This window comes from Myxococcus sp. CA040A (assembly GCF_013336725.1).
In the GTDB taxonomy this organism is placed as follows: domain Bacteria; phylum Myxococcota; class Myxococcia; order Myxococcales; family Myxococcaceae; genus Myxococcus; species Myxococcus llanfairpwllgwyngyllgogerychwyrndrobwllllantysiliogogogochensis.
This window is the reverse complement of the sequence record NZ_JABUMR010000023.1, coordinates 35,610-54,928: the sequence shown is the minus strand read 5'-3', so window position 1 is coordinate 54,928 and position 19,319 is coordinate 35,610. Positions and strand designations below refer to the sequence as shown.

General features: G+C 68.6%; 12 protein-coding genes and 1 pseudogene. 9 read left to right on the top strand and 4 right to left on the bottom strand.

Annotated features, from left to right (window positions below; all coding sequences use genetic code 11):
- Positions 1-123 precede the first annotated feature (123 nt).
- Entirely contained in the window at positions 124-1,371 is a 1,248-nt protein-coding gene (locus tag HUA75_RS45475) for an SLC13 family permease (RefSeq protein ID WP_141649094.1), read from the bottom strand.
- A 90-nt stretch (positions 1,372-1,461) separates the two neighbouring features.
- Here HUA75_RS45475 and HUA75_RS45470 point away from each other — a divergent pair, with 90 nt between their 5' ends.
- From HUA75_RS45470 to HUA75_RS45460, 3 genes are all read left to right on the top strand, one after another.
- Complete coding sequence (locus HUA75_RS45470; protein ID WP_246137857.1) at positions 1,462-3,879, top strand: DEAD/DEAH box helicase; 2,418 nt, start codon at positions 1,462-1,464, stop codon at positions 3,877-3,879.
- Between the two features lie 15 nt (positions 3,880-3,894).
- Complete coding sequence (locus tag HUA75_RS45465; RefSeq protein WP_174490045.1) at positions 3,895-5,415, top strand: ribonuclease H-like domain-containing protein; 1,521 nt, start codon at positions 3,895-3,897, stop codon at positions 5,413-5,415.
- A 110-nt stretch (positions 5,416-5,525) separates the two neighbouring features.
- Positions 5,526-6,008 (top strand): peptidylprolyl isomerase, encoded by a 483-nt coding sequence (locus HUA75_RS45460; protein ID WP_141649092.1) that lies wholly within the window; start codon positions 5,526-5,528, stop codon positions 6,006-6,008.
- 108 nt (positions 6,009-6,116) lie between these two features.
- Here HUA75_RS45460 and HUA75_RS45455 read toward each other — a convergent pair whose 3' ends face one another.
- The 3 genes from HUA75_RS45455 to HUA75_RS45445 all read right to left on the bottom strand — a co-directional run bounded on the left by HUA75_RS45455 (position 6,117) and on the right by HUA75_RS45445 (position 9,926).
- Entirely contained in the window at positions 6,117-7,124 is a 1,008-nt protein-coding gene (locus HUA75_RS45455) for a hypothetical protein (RefSeq protein ID WP_254614779.1), read from the bottom strand.
- Positions 7,125-7,183: 59 nt separating this feature from the next.
- Entirely contained in the window at positions 7,184-8,086 is a 903-nt protein-coding gene (locus HUA75_RS45450) for a bile acid:sodium symporter family protein (protein WP_141646594.1), read from the bottom strand.
- A 214-nt stretch (positions 8,087-8,300) separates the two neighbouring features.
- Positions 8,301-9,926 (bottom strand): M28 family metallopeptidase, encoded by a 1,626-nt coding sequence (locus HUA75_RS45445; protein ID WP_174490044.1) that lies wholly within the window; start codon positions 9,924-9,926, stop codon positions 8,301-8,303.
- Between the two features lie 150 nt (positions 9,927-10,076).
- Between HUA75_RS45445 and tesB the strand changes: the two genes are divergently transcribed.
- The 6 genes and pseudogenes from tesB to HUA75_RS45415 form a co-directional block, all read left to right on the top strand.
- On the top strand, positions 10,077-10,952 hold the full coding sequence (tesB, locus tag HUA75_RS45440) for an acyl-CoA thioesterase II (protein WP_174490043.1): 876 nt from the start codon (positions 10,077-10,079) through the stop codon (positions 10,950-10,952).
- Positions 10,953-11,095: 143 nt separating this feature from the next.
- Entirely contained in the window at positions 11,096-11,791 is a 696-nt protein-coding gene (locus HUA75_RS45435; protein WP_174490046.1) for a glutamine amidotransferase, read from the top strand.
- Positions 11,792-12,051: 260 nt separating this feature from the next.
- Positions 12,052-12,576 carry a PDC sensor domain-containing protein gene (locus HUA75_RS45430; protein ID WP_254628115.1) on the top strand — a complete coding sequence of 175 codons (525 nt, stop codon included), beginning with the start codon at positions 12,052-12,054 and terminating at the stop codon, positions 12,574-12,576.
- A gap of 18 nt (positions 12,577-12,594) precedes the next feature.
- Positions 12,595-14,487 (top strand): methyl-accepting chemotaxis protein, encoded by a 1,893-nt coding sequence (locus HUA75_RS45425; protein ID WP_141646590.1) that lies wholly within the window; start codon positions 12,595-12,597, stop codon positions 14,485-14,487.
- Positions 14,488-14,632: 145 nt separating this feature from the next.
- Positions 14,633-17,047, top strand: coding sequence for a hypothetical protein (locus tag HUA75_RS45420; protein WP_174490041.1), 2,415 nt, complete (start codon positions 14,633-14,635; stop codon positions 17,045-17,047).
- A gap of 114 nt (positions 17,048-17,161) precedes the next feature.
- A pseudogene (locus HUA75_RS45415) lies at positions 17,162-19,319 on the top strand (endopeptidase); the annotation flags it as partial.

Sequence of the window (19,319 nt, the reverse complement as noted above, 5' to 3'; positions counted from 1 at the left end):
CTCATGGTGCGGGTACATGCCTACCTCAGCGCGCGGAATGCACAGCGCTCTGCCTGTCCATCCCTGCGCCGAGCCGACCTCAGGCGTGCCTCCTGACATCGTGCGAGAATCGAGATCGTTGGTTTAGAAGAGGGCGTGCTCCAGGAGGAGCACGGCGAGCCCGACCACGAAGCTGATGAGCGTGACGGGCACCCCCACGCGCAGGTAGCGCAGGAAGCTCATGTCCACCTTCTCGCGCGCCGCCTCGAAGACGATGAGGTTGGCGACGCTGCCCACCAGCGTGAGGTTGCCCGCGAGCGTGGAGCCCAGCGCCAGCACGTGCCAGCCGAGCTCCACGTTCTGGAGCGCGGGCACCCATGAGCGCGCGAGCATGACGAAGGGCACGTTGCTGAAGATGTTGGACGCCACCAGCGTCAGCCCCGCGAAGCCCAGCGTCTCCCTCCACGAGGGCCCCGTCATCAGCGGCGCGAACAGCAGGCGGATGTCCTCCGCCCAGCCGTCCTTGTTCACGCCGTAGACGACGACGAAGAGGCTGGCGAAGAACAGCAGCAACACCCAGTCCACGCGCTCCAGCGCCTCGCGAGGCTCCCTGCGAGACAGGGCCATGACCAGCGCGGCGCCGGCGAGCGCGCTCCAGCTCATGGGCAGTCCCGCGAAGAAGGCCACGACGACGCCCGCCATGACGGTGAGCGTCAGCGCCAGCAGCCCCCGGTCCACGGGAGGAGGCGGGGGATGGGGCTCGAAGCGCGTCGACGTCAGCTCCTTGCGGAAGATGAAGACGAGCGCGCCCGCGACGATGACCGTCGACAACAGCGCGGGCAGGGCCATGTACGCGGCGAAGCTCGCATACGAGATTCCCGACGCGCCCTGGATGAGCATGTTCTGCGGATTGCCGGTGAAGGTGGCCACCGAGCCGCTGTTGCTGCCCATGCACACCGCGAGCAGGTAGGGCACGGGCGGCAGGCGCGCGTCCTCCACCGTGGCGAGCACCAGGGGCGTGAGCATCAAGCACACGGTGTCGTTGACGAGGAAGGCGGACAGCGCCGCGGAGATGAACGTCACCGCCAGCAGCAACAGCCGGGGCGTGCGAGCCCGCCGCACCGCCCACGCGCCCGCCGTGCGGAAGAAGGCCGCCTGGGACATGTAGGCAGCCAGCAGCATCATCCCAAGCAGCAGGACGATGGTGTCCGCGTCGATGGCGTGTCGGGCGGGGTTCTCGCTGTGGTTGAAGACCTCGGCGGGAGTGACGACCCCGAGGACGACCATCAGCACGGCGCCCAGGAGCGCGCCACCGGGGCGGTCCAGCTTGATGAAGGGGAGCCGGGCGCCGGCGATGAAGACGTAGGTGAACAGGAAGATGGCGAGGGCCACGGGCGGCGCACCCTAGCCGAGCGCCGTCCCGCGTGCCCTGGGCGCGTTCGCGTTGTCCGGGCGGGTACACGCCTGTACAGTGCCCGACCCATGAAGTTCGAGAAGGAAGAAGGGGCCTTTGGTGGCCCCCGCCGCACCCCCTGGAACGCCCCCCGGGGCCTGGACACCGTGCTTCAGCAGTGGAAGGCGGACAAGGGGCTGGGGCCCTGCTTCTCGCTCGACGAGGCGACGCCCGCCCGGGTGGGCTCCTTCGCCCCCATCCCCGACGAGGTGGCCCCCCAGGTCCGCGAGGCCCTTCGCCAGCGGGGTGTCGATCAGCTCTTCTCCCACCAGGCCGAGGCCTTCCGCCTGGCCCGCGCTGGCAAGAACCTGGTCATTGCTACGCCAACGGCCTCCGGCAAGAGCCTCTGCTACAACCTGCCGCTGTTGGATCGCTTCGCGCGGGAGCCGCAGGCACGGGCCCTGTACCTGTTTCCCACCAAGGCGCTGTCGAGAGACCAGGAAGAGTCCCTGCGCGCGTTCATGCGCGAGGCGGGGCTGTCCCACGGCGCCATCACCTTCGACGGCGACACACCGGCGGATGCGCGGCGAGCGGCTCGGGAGCGCGGGGGCGTCCTGCTCACCAACCCGGACATGCTGCACACGGGCATCCTCCCGCATCACGCGAGCTGGGCGCGCCTGTTCTCCAACCTGCGCTACGTCGTCATCGACGAGCTGCACACGTACCGCGGTGTCTTCGGCTCGCATCTGGCCAACGTCCTGCGCCGGCTGCGACGCGTGGCGCGCTTCCATGGCTCGGATCCGGTGTTCATCGCGGCCTCGGCCACCATCGGCAATCCCCAGGCACATGCACGGCGGATGCTCGGGACTGACGTCGAGCTCGTCTCGGAGAGCGGCGCCCCGTCCGGAGAGCGGCGGGTCATGGTCTTCAACCCGCCCGTGGTCAACGCGGAGCTGGGCATCCGCGCCAGCTACCTGAAGACGTCGGTGCGTCTGACGGCGGACCTGGTGCGCGCGGGCGTGTCCACGCTGCTGTTCGGCCAGTCGCGCAACAACATCGAGGTGATGCTCAAGTACCTGCGGGACAGGTTCGTCGAGGAGAAGTTGGACCCGTCGCTCATCCAGGGCTACCGGGGCGGCTACCTGCCGGGCACGCGCAGGGCCACGGAGGCGGCGCTGCGCGCGGGTGACGTGCGCTGTGTCGTCGCCACCAATGCGCTGGAGCTGGGCATCGACATCGGCTCGCTGGATGCCGTGGTGTGCGCGGGCTACCCGGGCTCGGTCGCCGCGCTGATGCAGCGCTTCGGTCGGGCGGGGCGTCGAGGCGCGGGCAGCCTGGCCCTGCTCGTGACGTCGAGTGCCCCGCTGGACCAGTACCTCGCGGCCGACCCGCGTTTCCTCATCGGCGCGCCGGTGGAGCACGCGCGCATCGACCCGGACAACGTGGAGATTCTCGTCCAGCACCTCAAGTGCGCCTCCTTCGAGCTGCCCTTCGAGGAGGGCGAGCCCTTCGGGGACGTGCCGCCGGAGTCCACGGCGGAGGCGCTGGGGTTCCTCGCGCAGCACGAGGTGGTGCATCCGACGGCCGGGGAGGGTGGCCGGCGCGTGTTCCACTGGTCTTCGGATGCGTACCCGGCCAACCACGTGTCCCTGCGCAGCGTGGGCTGGGACAACGTCGTCATCATCGAGCGCGGCACGGACCGGACGCTGGCGGAGATGGACTTCCGCTCGGCGCACACGATGCTGCACGAGCAGGCCATCTACCAGCACGAGGGTGAGCAGTATCAGGTCGAGCAGTTCGACTACGACAACCACAAGGCCTTCGTCCGCAAGGTGGCGCCGGACTACTTCACGGACGCGATGACGTACGTGCGCGTGAATGTCATCCAGGAGGACCAGAGCGCGCCCATGGGCCCGGAGCTCCAGGCCGGCATGGGCGAGGTGAGCGTCATCGAGAAGGTGGTGGGCTACAAGAAGATCAAGTACCACACGCATGAGAACGTCGGTTACGGCGACGTGGCGCTCCCGGAGATGCAGATGCACACCACGTCGCTCTGGCTGACGGTGCCGGAGTCGGTGGTGCGCTCGATGAACTCACCGCGCCCGGCCGTCATCGACGCGCTCCGCGGCGTGGCCACCGCGCTGCGGACCGTGGCGTGCGTGGGGTTGATGATCGACCCGAGGGACGTGGGCAAGACGCTCGGCAGCCGCGACGACGCGGACGGGCCTCCGCGCAAGGACGGGGGCGTGGGGTTCGACCCCACCATCTTCCTCTACGACAACGTGCCCGGCGGCGTGGGCCTGGCCGCGCGGCTCTTCGACCAGCGGGACGAGTTGCTCGTGCGCGCGCGGCGCCTGCTGGAGTCCTGCGCTTGCGAAGAGGGTTGTCCCGCCTGCATCGGTCCCGCCTCGGGCGTCATGCCCGGACAGGCTCCGGTGGATCCGCATCCGCGCAAGCGACTGGGGCTGGAGCTCCTGTCGGTGCTCGGCATCGCAGGCGTGCAGTAGACGGAGACCCGGCGCGTGGACCTCAAGCGAAAGCTGGCGCGACTGACGGGGGTAGGCCCGGGAGGCAAGCCCGCGACGAATCGCGTGGCCACGCTGACCGAGCCTCCTCCTCGCGCGGAGGACCTGGCGCGAGTCGATGGGCCGCCTGTCACGCCCGTCGATGGTGTGACCTCGGAGGCTTCGTCACCCACAAGTCCGCCCGAAGACGGCGCGGCCACGGCGCGGCGGGGTGTCCCAGAGGCTCCGTCGGACACCGAGCCCTCCTCTTCGAAGGACCCTCGCATCGAGGCCCTCCGGCGGATGCTCGCGGACTGGTCCGAGCGTCAGGGGCAGACGGCCGCGCGCCGGGGCCCGGCTCCCGCGAAGCCTCGCCCGGGACCGCTTCCCGTCATCCCCCAGGAGACGCCGCACGGGACGGTCCATGTGTCGGAGACCCTGCTGTCCCCGGAGCATCGGCATGGCACCGCGCCCGTGGCCGGGGCGCTGGATGTCGAGGGTGCCCTGGTCGCCCGGCTCGCGCTGCACGAGGAGCTGGCGGGGGTGGACTTCCAGCGGATGCTCTTCCTGGACACGGAGACCACGGGGCTCGCCGGCGGCACCGGCACCGTGCCCTTCCTCGTGGGGCTCGCGTGGTTCGAGGGCCGCTCGCTGCGCGTCCACCAGCTCTTCCTGCGCAAGCTGGGTGAGGAGGCCCCCATGCTGCGCGTGCTCGCCGCGCGCATGGCCATGTCGTCGTGCCTGGTCACCTTCAACGGCAAGAGCTTCGACTGGCCGCTCTTGCGCACGCGCTTCGTGCTCAACCGCGTCGCGACGCCCCCGGAGCTGCCGCACCTGGACCTGCTGCACTGCGCTCGCCGCGTCTTCAAGCACCGGGGGGCGGGCACGCGCCTGGTCCACGTGGAGGAGCAGGTGCTCGGACACCGCCGCGTCGACGACGTGGACGGCTCGCTGATTCCGGAGCTGTACTTCCGCTATCTGCGCGGCGGGGACGGCTCGGCGCTGACGCCCGTGTTGGAGCACAACGCCAACGACTTGCTCCTGTTGGCCGCGCTCCTGGGAGAACTGGTGCGCCGCTTCCGGGCAGGGGACGGCACCGCCGTGCTCCCTGGTGAGGACCCCCGGGATCTCCTGGGCTTCGCGGGAGTCGCGCTCCGGGCGGGAGACCATGCTCGGGCGCGGGCCTTCGCCCAGGCGGCGACGGGTGGCTCCGGCACGGTGGGGGTGGAGGCCCATGCCCTGGCATCCCGGCTGGCCCGCATGGCGGGGGAGCCCCTCGTCGCGGCCGAACACCTGCTCCAGGCCCTGGTCACGGCTCGGGGATTCCAGGCGGCGACGCTGCACCTGGAGCTCACCAAGCTGTACGAGCACTCCCTCAAGGACCTCGCGGGCGCGCTGAGCCACGCGCGCTTGTCGGCGGCGGCGGAGTTGCCGGAAGACCACCGGCGCCGCATCGTTCGTCTGGAGGGTCGCATCGAGCGGAGTACTCGGAGCCGCGCGCTGGACCTGAGTGCCCGACCACCGCGCTCAGGCCCCTGAAAACCCTTGCGTCCGGTTTCGGGCGAGTGGGCTCGCTCCCATGCCCACCCGCAGGTCGACCGAGCACATGATGGGAGCGTTGGACCCCGGCCTGCGCTAAGAGAGGCGCCATGAAAATCACGAAGGACAGTGTCGTCTCCATCGACTTCCGGCTCCACCTTGGCGATGGGAAGATGGTGGACGAGAGCGAGCCCGGAGATCCGCTCGTCTATCTGCAGGGCCACGAGGAGGTCGTCCCCGGTCTGGAGAAGGCCCTGGAGGGCAAGGCCAAGGGGGACTCCCTGTCAGTGGTCATCCCCCCCGAGGATGGTTACGGGCCGCATGACCCCGAAGGCATCGAGGAAGTTCCCCGGGGAGAGTTCCCGGAGGGGCTGGAGCTGACCGAGGGCGGCATCCTGACCGCCACGGACCCCGAGGGGGACGAGGTGGACTTCCTCATCAAGGAGATTCGCGGCGACACCGTGGTGGTGGACTACAACCACCCGCTCGCCGGCAAGACGCTGCACTTCGACGTCACCGTGCGCGAGGTCCGCGCCGCGACGGCCGAGGAGCTGGAGCACGGCCACGCGCACGGCCCGGACGACGCCCACTGACAACCCGGGCGGGAAGGACGGGCCTTCCGGCCCTTGCTTCCCACCCGTTCCGCGAGGCCACGCGGTGTGGCCTCGCGAGCGGTTCCTGCTCAGCGCGGCTGGGACGACTCAGCGCCCGCCCAGCAGGTCCGAGTTGAAGGCGAACCCGAGGAGCATGAACGGCATGGCCTCCTGCCGGCTCGGGTGCTTCAGGTACCAGGCCACCATGCCGAGCACCGTGGGGCGGTTGAACATGGTCCCCTCGTCGGTGTTGAAGGCATACGAGGCGACCGGCCCCACGCGCATGTGGCTGTTGTCGACGGTGGTGTTGCCGGAGACGCCCTGGTCCTCGTTGTAACGAGGCCAGACGGCGCTGAAGCGCGCCCCCACCATCCACTGCCCGGACAGGTAGACGACGTCCGAGTCGTTGGTGAAGACCCAGCCCTTGCCGGCCAGGAGCGAGTCCAGCATCGGGTCGTAGAACGTCGTCGCGCCGTCGCGCAGCGTCAGGTTCCAGTACTCCAGGCTGAACTTGGCGCGCACCGCGATGGGGCCGACCTTCGCCTGGAGCGTCGGCTCCACCAGGAAGTGGTGGCCGCTGGTGCTGTAGGCGTTGTCCTCGCGCAGGTCCAGGGCGTCATCCGAGAAGTCCTGCAGCGGGTTCGGATACGACTGGAGGAAGCCCATGGTGCCCAGGAAGCGCGTGTACTCGTAGCTGGCGCGCACGTTGAGCAGGGCGATGGGCTGGATTTCGAACTGCGGGCCCACCTTGAGCGAGGCGGGGTTGGCCTTGATGAGGGCCGCGGCGTTGACGAACGTGTCGCGCATCACCGGCGACTCGCTGTCGAACAGCCGCTTCTGGATGACCAGGCGGTTCTGCGTCTCCAGGCCAATGGGGTTGACGCGGAAGAGGTTGAAGCTCGTCAGGTACAACCGGACGTTGGGGATGGGGCGGGGCAGGGGCAGCGGGGACGGCTGATTGGCCGGCGTGACCTCCGGTGGCTGGGGCGTACCCGGCGTCGGAACGTCCGACGGGGTGGGGGTGGCGGCGCTGGGCTGCTGCGCGGCTGCGGGAGACACCAGGCCCAGGCTCAGGCAGAGCGTGCAAAAGGACAGCGATAGACGCTTGAGCATCATCTCGACACTTCCTCGGGAGTGAGGGGGGACCGCGGCGAGGCAGACCGCGGCTCAGCGGTTCAAGAACGACTGGGAGAGGCTTCGGGACTCGTCTGTTCGTCCGTGTGGCGACGCGTCACCGCGTAGCCGAAGATGGCCGCCGTGAAGTACATGACGATGCTGTAGATGGCCGGAGGGATGGCCATGGTCGCGTTGCCGAGCAGCAGCGGACTCATGGCGATGGTCATCGCGAGGATGCCGTTGTGGATGCCAATCTCCATGCCGATGGCCACGGCCTGACGACGCGGCAGGCGGAACAGCAGCGGCGTGACGTAGCCGATGGCCATGCTCAGCACGTTGAAGCTCAGCGCGGCCAGCCCCACCTGCTTGAAGTACGCGCCGATGTGCGCGCGCTCCTGGTAGACGGCGGCGGCGATGACGACCGCCAGGAACGCGGCGGACATCAGGCGGATGGGCTTGTCCAGGGACTGGGCGATGCCCGGCTTGCGCGAGCGGATGAGCATGCCGATGCTCACCGGGCCCAGCACGATGATGAAGACCTGGAGCACCTTGGAGAACTGCATGGGGACCGCGCGGTCCTCCCCCATGAAGTGCATCAGTGACAGGTTGACGATGAGGGGCAGGGTGACGAGCGTCAGCGCGCTGTTCACCGCCGTCAGCGTGATGTTGAGGGCGACGTCACCGCGGGCCAGGTGGCTGAAGAGGTTCGCCGTCGCTCCTCCAGGAGACGCCGCGAGCAACATCAGCCCCACCGCCAGCTCGGGTCCCAGGCCGAAGGCATGGGCGATGAGCGCGCAGCCGGCGGGAAGCACCAGCATCTGGCACACGAGCCCCACAATCACCGCTCGCGGGTAGACGATGACGCGCTTGAAGTCCGCGAGCGTCAGCGACAGTCCCAGGCCGAGCATGATGACGGCCAACGACAGTGGAATCAGTACCGCGGTGAATACGTTTGACTGCATTCGCCCCCCGCCAATTTTCGGGCGTTTCGTCGCCCGCGCCGCGCTGATGTCTCAAGTGCAATCAAGCGTGGCGCAAACGGGTGTCTCGCTTCAAGCCACCCCCTGGCGATTTGCGACGACGCGCACTCGGCCATGACGCCGGGCGTCATTCATTTGTCACATCGATGGAAAGCTACACCTGTACGCGTGTTACCAGGGCCGTGCGGGGATGGTGTCACGGATTGCTCAGGGGGGTGTCCTGTTTGCCATCCGGGGTGTTGGTGCGCGCGAAGCGGCGGAAGAAGCTGTCGTCGTTCCAGCGCGGTCGCTCGGGCGCGTTGGCCACGGTGCGCGTCAGGTCGGTGAGCAGCTGGACGAACTTGATGGCGCCGTCCTTGTGGATGGGCTGGCGCAGGTCGTCCGAGGGGGCGTGGTAGTGGCGCGTGTACCAGTCCTTGAAGGTGCGCTCCTCGGGGGAGCCCGGCGCGTAGCCGAACTTGAAGGACAGGGCTGGCACGCCCTGGCGGATGAAGGCGTACTGGTCGCTGCGGATGAAGGTCATGCTGCTGGGGTTGGGGTCGGGCTGGAGCTTCACGCCGTGCGCCGAGGCGACCTCCCGCAGGGGCGCGAGCAGCGTCGATTCGTCCTGGCCGTAGGCCACCACGCGGGTGAAGTCGAACAGCGGCAGGAACATGTCCAGGTTGAAGTTCGCGACGATGGCGTCGCGGGGCACGGTGGGGTGCGCGGCGAAGTAGCGCGAGCCGATCAGCCCCTTCTCCTCACCTGTCACCAGCACGAATAGGATGGAGCGCTGGGGCTTCTGGGCCTGGAGCGCGCGGGCCACCTCCAGCACGGCGGCCACGCCCGTCGCGTTGTCCATGGCGCCGTTGTAGATGGCGTCGCCGTTGATGGGCGCTCCCACGCCCACGTGGTCCAGGTGCGCGGTGAGGACGACGTACTCCTTGGCCAGCACCGGATCGCTGCCCGGAAGCACGCCCACGACGTTGACGGATGTCACGGGAGTGGAGACCCACTCGGCGCTCGACTGGAGGCGCGTGGGCAGCTCGAAGCGCGGCAGCGGCTTGCTCGCGTCCGCCAGCGCGAGCAGCTCCTTGAACGAGTGCGGGCTTCCGGTGAACAGCTTCTCGGCGTGCTCCGGGTTGAAGGAGACGCTCACCTGGAGGCCGGACGTGTCGTCCAGCGAGGTGTCCGCGAAGTTCATCGCCGGCTGGAGGCGCGACAGGGCGGAGCGGGACCAGGGCGTCTCCATGTTCTTCGGATTCAGGAGCACCACGGCGCCCACGGCGCCCGCCTTCTTCAGCGCCTTGACCCGCTCCGCCGCGGAGCTGTGGTGGGCCCTCAGGGGGCCGGGGATGTGAGCGGGGCCTCCGTAGATGAAGACGGCCAGCTTGCCCTGGAGGTCCACGCCCGCGAAGTCGTCATGGTTCGCCTCCGGGATGCAGAGGCCATGGCCCACGAACACCAGGGGGGCGTCCAGCTGACCCGACTCGCCCTGGCGCGGGGAGATGAGGGCCTCGCGACCGACGACGAGCGGCGTGCGCTTGCCCTCGCGCACCAGCGTCAGCCGCGAGCGCGCATCCACCAGTCGCCTCGACACCAGCGCCACCTCCTGGAGGTAGCCCTCGCCAGCGCCGGGTTTCACGCCGAGGCCCGCAAGCTGCTCGGCCACGTACGCCGCGGCCTCGCGGTGGCCTTCGCTTCCCGTGTCGCGCCCTCGCAGGCGGTCGTCCGCGAGGAACTGGACGTGGCTCCACCAGCGCTTCACCTCGGGGGATGGCTCCGCGGCGGGGGCCAGCGACGGCAGCAGCAACAGCGAGGTCAGCAGGACGGAACGGGGCAAGGGAGCGCTCGCGGGAAGAGGGGAGACTGTTTCCTCAACGGCCGGCGGAGCATGCCATTCCTTCCGCGCCCGGCCAGGGCGTCCTCCGGCGCACGGCGGGCTCACGCGGGGCGAGACAGGCGCGGCCGGGGTCGGCTAGGAGGGGCCTTCATGAGCCGAGTCCTGGACGAGCTGCTGGAGCTCCTCAAGCTGGAGGTCATCGAGGAGAATCTGTTTCGCGGGAGGAGCCAGGACCTGGGCTTCCGCCAGCTCTTCGGTGGGCAGGTGCTGGGGCAGGCGCTGTCGGCGGCCAGCCAGACGGTGCAGTCCGCGCGGCATGTCCACTCGCTGCATGGCTACTTCCTGCGCCCCGGCGACGCGAGCCTTCCCGTCGTCTACACGGTGGACCGGGTGCGCGACGGCGGCAGCATCAGCACGCGGCGCATCGTCGCCATCCAGAAGGGACAACCCATCTTCACGATGATGGCGTCCTTCCACGGAGACGAGGTCGGCTACGCGCACCAGGCCCCCATGCCGGACGTGCCGCCCCCGGAGAGCCTGCCCACGGACCTGGAGTTGCTGCTGCGTCAGGCGGACAGGATTCCGGCGCGGCTGCGCGAGAAGATCCTCTGCGACAAGCCCATCGAGATGCGGCCGGTGGCGTACATGGACCCGTTCAATCCGGTGCCGGACGAGCCGCGCAAGGCGGTGTGGATTCGCGCCGACGGCGAGCTTCCGGAGGACCCCCAGGTCCACAAGTACGTGCTGGCGTACGCGTCCGACTTCAACCTCATCAGCACCGTGCTGCTGCCGCACGCGGCCAGTTTCTTCCAGCCGCAAGTCATCGGCGCGAGCCTGGACCACGCCCTCTGGTTCCATGGGGACCTGAAGGTGAATGACTGGCTGCTCTACGTCATGGACAGCCCGTGGGCGGGCAACGCGCGAGGTCTGGCGCGGGGCTCCGTCTACACGCGCGACGGACGCCTCGTCGCCTCCGTGGCGCAAGAGGGACTGCTGCGCATCCTCAAGGGCGACAAGGCGAAGTAGCGCGGGGGTGCCACCGCTCCGTGACTGACACGCGCACTGCTTGCCGCTTGAGGCAGGTCGCGAGCGACGACGTGCGGCACACGCGCCTCGCCCTCGGGATTCCAGGTAGGCTCCGCGCGACGGTGGACACGGAGGTCGTGACGATGCGCGCGGTGGTGTACCAGCACGAGGAGCACGAGGGCGTGGGACTTCTGGGGCCGGCGCTGACGAAGGCGGGCTTCACCCTCGTCAACCGCTTCCGCTCCGCGCGTCACGACGACGTGGACGCGGAGCTGGTGGTGGTGATGGGCGGCCCCATGGGCGTCTACGAGGCGGACCAGCACCCGTTCCTGCGCGAGGAGCTGGCCATCCTCCGCGAGCGACTGGCCAACGAGCGCCCGTCTCTGGGCATCTGCCTGGGCGCGCAGTTGCTCGCCGACGCGGCGGGCGCCGAGGTCTTCGCGGGAAAGAATGGCTTCGAGGTGGGCGTGGGCCCGGTGCGTTGGACCGCGGAGGGCGTGCGAGACACCGTCATGGCCGGCGTGCGCCCCCGCACCGTCGTCGCGCACTGGCATGGTGACACGTACAAGGCCGTGCCCGGCGCCACGCTGCTGGCCTCCACGGACCGCTACGTGCAACAGGCCTTCCGGCTGGGCTCGTCGTTCGGTTTCCAGTTCCATCTGGAGCTGACGGCGCGGGAGATGGGGCGCTGGCTGGAGCTGGGCGCGGAAGACCTTCGCCAGCGCGGCAAGGACCTCGCGGAGCTGAAGGCGCAGCTGCCCAAGCTGGAGTCCGCCGAGCGGGAGAACACCGAGCTGCTCCAGCGGCTCGCGGAGCACTTCGCTCAAACAGTGCGCTGAGGCTCTCGCCGCGCCCTCCGACAGTGCGGCACCTCGCGAGGACCTGGAAATTCGCGGAGGAGCTGGGGGCTTTGCCCCTGGGTCCAGATGGCTCCAAGCGAGCGGGTTCGGGCCTGGAGGGGGAGGGCCCCTCTGCCTTCCTGTCTCACGGGTGATGTCTCATTCATGTATCGTCTGGCGAATCCGCCGGCGCAGAGGGGGAAGTCAGTCTCGCCGATACAGCGTGCGGATGCGTTGAGGTGGGGATGTGTTGTTTCGGCATGATGCTCACGGTGCTCGCGGGGATGCCCCCGGACGGCATCGCGCAGCTCGAGAAGGTGGAGCGGCTGATGCCGGCGCTCCAGCGGATGGCCGTGGACCCGGAGCTGGTTCAGGCGGTGCTCGCCCAGAACTCGCGCGGGGCTTCACTGGTCTCCATTCGCGCGGATGATGACGCGTGGCTCGCCACTCCGGCGATGACGCCCTTCAAACAGCGCGTGCTCGACGCCGCCTGCTCACGGGTGCTTGCTCGCCACCGTATCTCCCTGGGCCGCGACAAGGTTGCGGAGGCGTTCGTGATGGATCGCCAGGGCGCGCTGGTGGGCGCCACTCGGCGGACGTCCGATTACTGGCAGGGTGACGAAGACAAGTTCCGGGTGCCGTTCAAGCAGGGGCGGGTGCTGCGCGAGCACCCCTTCTTCGACGAGTCCTCGCAGGCCTACGTCATCCAGGTCTCCCTTCCTGTCCGCGACCGTGGCCGTGTCATCGGCGCCGTCACCGTCGGACTCTCCCTGCTGGACCTCTGAAGACTCACGCGGACCGCCATGCGCCTGCTCGACGCCCTCTCCCTCCGCACCCGCCTGACGCTGGCGGTCTCTCTGCTCACGCTCTTCGCGTTGCTGCCGCTCAACATCCTCGGCCGGCTCTTCATCTCCGACAACCTGCAGGAGCAGATCCACGCGACCTTGAGGGTGGAGGCCCAGGGCCTCAGGGACCTCGTCGAGTCCACGCTGGCGGAGCGCGAGGCCAACGTCCGGAGCTGGTCGGAAGACGCCATCCTCCGCGGCGCGCTGCTCTTCGACACCTTCGACAAGAGCGACGCGGTGCTCGTCGCCCTGGAGAAGCGTCACCCGACCTTCGCGGGCCTCGTGCTCTTCACCGAGGACGGCCGCGCCGTGTCCGCCAGCGAGGCGCGGCTTCGCAAGGCCTACGAGGGACATGAGGGCGAGGTGCGCGCCTCTGCCTGGTTTCGCGCCGCGCTGAACGGGACGCTGGACACCACGGGCTTCACGAAGGTGGACCCGTTCTTCGAGCGGACGGTGCTGCCGCTCGCGGTGCCCGTGCTGAGCCCCATCAGTGGCGCGCGCATCGGTGTGCTCCTGGCCGCCTACGAGTGGAGCCAGGTGGGGCAGGTGGTGGCCCCCGCGCTGGAGCGCTCCCGGGCCCGAGGCCAGCGGAGCTTCGCGCTGGAGATACTCGGCGCGGACGGCATGAGCCTCTTCGACACGCACGAGCGCGACCTCTCGCGTCCCGATGATGTCGTCAGCGTGGAGTCCATCAACGAGAACGCGGTCCGTGACGTCGGCGATGGCTGGCGCTTCGTGGCCACGGTGGACCCGGAGGACGCCTACGCGCCGCTGGAGCAAGCGAGCAGGGGGGCCATCGCCCTGACGGTGCTCTCGCTTGTCGTCGCGGGCGTGGGGGGCTGGCTCCTGGCGCGCGGGGCCACCGGCCCCATCGCCCGGCTGAGCGAAGTGGTGGGCCGCGTCGTGCGCGAGGGCGACCTCACCCAGCACGTGGAGGTGTCCAGCCGCCGCGACGAGGTGGGGCAGTTGGCCGCCTCCTTCTCCCAGATGATGGAGCACCTGCGCGAGTCCACGCGTGGCCTCCAGCAGGGCACCAAGGTGTTGGGACAGACGGTGGCGGAGCTCACCGCCGCCGCCGCGCAGCAGGAGCGCACCCTGACGAAGCAGGCTGCGGCCCTCCAGGAGACGCAGGTGACGGCCCAGGAGATCAAGCAGACGTCACTGATGGCCGCCGAGCGCTCCCAGGCCGTGCTCGGCGTCACCGCGCGAGCCCGCGAGGTGGGGCGCTCCGGCGAGGCCACCGTCTCCGCGAGCCTCCAGGGATTCGAACAACTGCGTGAGCAGGTGGGCCGCGTGGCCGACAGCATCTCCGCCCTCAACGAGCGCACCCAGCAGATTGGCGGCATCACCCAGACGGTGAAGGACCTGGCGGACCAGTCCAACATGCTCGCGCTCAACGCGGCCATCGAGGCCGTTCGCTCCGGCGAGCATGGCAAGGGCTTCGGCGTGGTGGCGCGCGAGATTCGCAGCCTCGCGGACCAGTCCATCACCTCCACTGCCCGCGTGCGGGAGATCCTCGAGGACATCCGCCAGTCCATCCAGGGCTCCGTCACGCTGGCCGTGCAGAGCCAGGGCAGCGCTGAAACCGGATTGGACCAGGTCCGTGCCAGCGGCGACAGCCTCCGCGAGCTGACCGGCATCATCCAGGACAACGCCTCCGCCGCTCAGCAGATCGCCGCCGCCGTGACGCAGCAGAACGCCGGCGTCGCCCAGATCTTCATCGCCGTGACGGACCTGTCCCGGATGATGGAAGAGTCCATGCAGGGTTTGCAGAGCGCTCAGCGGATTACCGCGTCGCTGCGTGACGTGGCCGCACGGATGGAGACGGTGGCGGCCACATACCGCGTCTAGTCATTGTTGAGGGGGTAACACTCGCAGTGGTTTGCGGGAGCACACTCCAAGTAAACATGAATTATGCGCAACCCGGGTATTCCTGGAGCCATTCCGGTTCCCTGGAGTCCCCGTTCCGTTGGTCCTTCATCTGAAGGAGCACCGCATGCGCAGCGTCGTGAAAGCCGCCGTATTCATGGCAGTGATGGCGACGTCCCAGGCGTGGGGATTCGACCCCCCCGCCGCACCCCCCAAGGGCTCACTGGCGAGCCAGGCGTTCTTCAAGCCTGAGCTGTCGCTGGCCAGTGGTCAGGTGCCTCTGAACGAGGCCCTGCCCAAGCTGAGCCCCGATGTGGCGAAGGTCTGGGACGACTTCTTCGCTCGTAACGGGAACAACTTCGAGATCTACGTCGACTCCGTCACGGGTACCGCAGCAAACATCCAGGGCGCCATTCCGCTCATCCCGGGCAATGGCGTGGGCAACAAGCTGACGCTGGGCAGCCTGGGCAGGCAGCTCGGGCGTTCGGTGGACAAGGTGGATGGCGGCGTCGTCGCCGACCTCGTCTACAAGTTCGTGGAGGCCAACCGCGACGCGGTGGGCGTGGACATGCTCCAACTGGGACAGGCCCGGGTGGATCAGATCACCCCGGACCTGTGGCAGGTCTCCATCGTCCAGCAGCACCAGGGCATCCCCGTCCGGTATGGACGGCTGGCAGCCACCATCAGCCACGGTAACCTGATTCTCCTGGGCACCGAGTCGTGGACGAACGTGGGGCTCTCGCCCATGCCGCTGGTGGACGCGGACCGGGCGATGGTCGTCGCGCACGAGCGCTTCGGCCTCTACGAGAGCCCGGCAGACATCTGGCAGGCGCCCACATTGGAGGTCGCGCCGGTCTCCATTCCGGGCGCGGGCTTCGGCAAGGGCATGGGCCACCAGCTCGTGTGGACGTACGGCTTCCAGCTCCAGAACGAGAACGAGCGCTGGAAGGTGACGGTGGACGCGGCCAGCGGTGAAGTGCTCGCGCTCGAGGACGACAACCACTACCTCGATGCGGCGGTGAATGGCGGTGTCTACCCGTTCACCAACACGGGCGTACCCGCGGGGTGCCCCGCGGGGTCCTTCTGTGGCGTGATGCAGCCGCGCTATCCCATGCCCTGGGCCAACGTCACGGGCGTATTCAGTGGCTTCGCGGATGGCTATGGCGTCTACAACTTCACGAGCGGCACGAACACCACGTCGCTGGCGGGCCGCTACATCCGCATCGTCGATACCTGTGGCGCCATCAGCGTCAGCAACGTTCCGCCTTCTGGCGACATCAACATGGGGACGGGGGGGCCGAGCAACTGCGTTGCCAGCCAGGGCGGCAACAGCCCCGCGTCCCGCAGCGCGTTCTACGAGCTGAACCGCATCAAGGAGCTGGCCCGTGGCTGGCTGCCCACCAATGCGTGGCTGCAGGCGTCCATGACGGCCAACGTCAACATCAACAACACCTGCAACGCTTTCTGGAACGGCTCCACGGTCAACTTCTACCGCAGCGGCGGTGGCTGCCGGAACACGGGTGAGATTGGCGCCGTGTTCGACCACGAGTGGGGCCATGGCATGGATGACAACGACACGGCCGGCACGCTGAGCAACTCCAGCGAGGCCTACGCCGACATCGCGTCCATGTACCGCCTGCCGTTCAACCCCGCCGCCACCCCCACCAGCGGCCGGTCTCCCGCGTCGTGCGTGGGCTACGGCTTCTTCCAGACCACGAACCCGGGCTGCGGCATGACGGCGGATGGGACGGGCTACAACGTGAACGAGGCTCAGACGGGGGCCGCGTGGTGCGCGACCAATTGCTCAGGTGTCCGCGACGCCGACTACGCGGCCCACAACCCGCCGACGCCCACCACGCCGCAGAACTTCGTCTGCACCCGCTGCTCCACCGGCACGGGGCCGTGCGGCCGGCAGACGCACTGCGCCGCGTCTCCGGTGCGTCAGGCGGCGTGGGACTTCATCGCCCGCGACCTGCGGTCCGCTCCGTTCAACTACGACTGGAACACGGCCCAGAACATCGGCAACAAGGTGTTCTACCAGGGCAGCGGCAACATCGGCTCGTGGCACGCCTGCAACTGCACCGCGGGCACGTCGGATGGCTGCGCGGCCACCAACGGCTACAAGCAGTGGCTGGCTGCGGATGACGACAACGGCAACATCAACGATGGCACGCCGCACATGACGGCCATCTACGCGGCGTTCAACCGCCACAACATCGCCTGTGCCACGCCGGTGGCTGTGAACAGCGGCTGTACGGGCGGCCCGACGGCGGCGCCCACCGTTTCGGTGACGCCGGCCACGGGTCAGGTGTCGCTGAGCTGGGGCGCCGTCAGCGGCGCGACGCAGTACTGGGTGATGAAGTCCGACGGCATCAACGGCTGCACGTACGGCAAGGCCCGCGCGGCCACCGTGACGGGCACCAGCTACGTGGACACCGAGGTCCTCACCGGCCACAACACCTGCTACTCGGTGGTGGCCGCGGGCGCCAGCGCCGCCTGCTACGGCGCGTCCAGCACCTGCACCTGCGTGAGCCCGCTGTAGTCCGGCGGCTCATCGGGACATCACCGGCACCGAGGGAGCGCGCTGGAGTGGGGCGCTTCCGCGGTTGACGGCAAGTGGTTTCGAGGCGGCCTTCTCCATGGAGGCCGCCTCTTCATGCTGATTCCCTGTGACGCGAAGGAGCACGACATGCACAGCGTCGTGAAAGCCGCCGTATGTATGGCCGTGATGGCGACGTCCCAGGCGTGGGGATTCGATCCCCCCGCCACTCCCCCGAAGGGCTCACTGGCGAGTCAGGCGTTCTTCAAGCCTGAGCTGTCCCTGTCCAGTGGTCAGGTGCCTCTGAAAGAGGCCCTGCCCAAGCTGAGCCCCGATGTGGCGAAGGTCTGGGACGACTTCTTCGCTCGCAACGGGAACAACTTCGAGATCTACGTCGACTCCGTCACGGGCACCGCGGCGAACATCCAGGGCGCCGTTCCACTCATCCCGGGCAATGGCGTGGGCAACAAGCTGACGCTGGGCAGCCTGGGCAGGCAGCTCGGGCGTTCGGTGGACAAGGTGGATGGCGTCGTCGTCGTCGACCTCGTCTACAAGTTCGTGGAGGCCAACCGCGACGTGGTGGGCGTGGACATGATCCAACTGGGCCAGGCCCGGGTGGATCAGATCACCCCGGACCTGTGGCAGGTCTCCATCGTCCAGCAGCACCAGGGCGTGCCGGTCCGGTATGGGCGACTGGCGGCCACCATCAGTCACGGTAACCTGATTCTGCTGGGCACCGAGTCGTGGGCCAACGTGGAGATTGCCCCCATGCCGCTGGTGGACGCGGACCGGGCGATGGTCGTCGCGCACGAGCGCTTCGGCCTCTACGAGAGCCCTGCCGACATCTGGCAGGCGCCCACGCTGGAGGTCGCGCCGGTCTCCATTCCGGGCGCGGGCTTCGGCAAGGGCATGGGCCACGAACTGGTGTGGACGTACGGCTTCCAACTCCAGGATGAGCATGAGCGCTGGAAGGTGACAGTGGATGCGGTCACCGGTGAAGTGCTCGCGCTTGAGGACGACAACCACTATGCCTCGGTCAACGGTGGTGTCTATCCGTACACCAACACGGGCGTGCCCTCGCCATGCACCGCGGGCTCGTTCTGCGGCTCGATGCAGCTGCGCTACCCCATGCCCTGGGCCGATGTCGCGCCGGGTGTCTTCGCGGATGGCTATGGGGTGTTCAGTCCTCCCCTAATCGCGACCACGACGCTGACGGGCCGCTACCTTCGCGTCGTTTCCGCCTGTCCACTCAGGGTCAGCGCCACGGGCCCGGACGGCGACATCGCGCTGGGGACAGTCGATGGTGTTTGCGGAACTCCCGACGGTGGAAACACCAGGGCGACCCGCACCGCCTTCTACGAGCTGAACCGCATCAAGGAACTCGCCCGTGGCTGGCTGCCCACCAATGCGTGGCTGCAGGCCTCCCTGACGGCGAACGTCAACCTCAACAACACCTGCAACGCGTTTTGGAACGGCTCCACGGTCAACTTCTACCGCAGCGGCGGAGGGTGCCGGAACACGGGTGAGATTGGCGCCGTGCTCGACCATGAGTGGGGCCACGGCATGGACGATAACGACACGGCCGGCACGCTGAGCAACTCCAGCGAGGCCTACGGTGACATCGCGGCCATGTACCGCCAGCCGTTCGACCCCGCGTCCACGGCGACCACTGGCAGGTCTCCTGGCTCGTGCGTGGGCTACGGCTTCTTCCAGACCCTCAACAATGGTTGCGGCATGACGGCGGATGGGACGGGCTACAACGTGACCGAGGCGCAGACGGGGGCCGCATGGTGCGCAACCAACTGCTCCGGCGTCCGCGACGCCGACTACGCGGCCCACAACCCGCCGACGCCCACCACGCCGCAGAACTTCGTCTGCACCCGCTGTTCCAACGGCACGGGCCCGTGCAGCCGGCAGGTGCATTGCGCCGGGTCTCCAGTACGTCAGGCGGCGTGGGACTTCGTCGCCCGCGACCTCCAGCTCCCTCCGTTCAACTACGACTGGAACACGGCGCAGAACATCGGCAACAAGGTGTTCTACCAGGGCAGTGGCAACGTCGGCTCATGGCACGCCTGCAACTGCACCGCGGGTACGTCGGATGGCTGCGGGGCCACCAACGGCTACAAGCAGTGGCTGGCAGCGGATGATGACAACGGCAACATCAACGATGGCACGCCGCACATGACGGCCATCCACGCCGCGTTCAGCCGCCACAACATCGCCTGTGCCACGCCCACGCCCATGAACAGCGGATGCACGGGAGGCCCCACGGCGA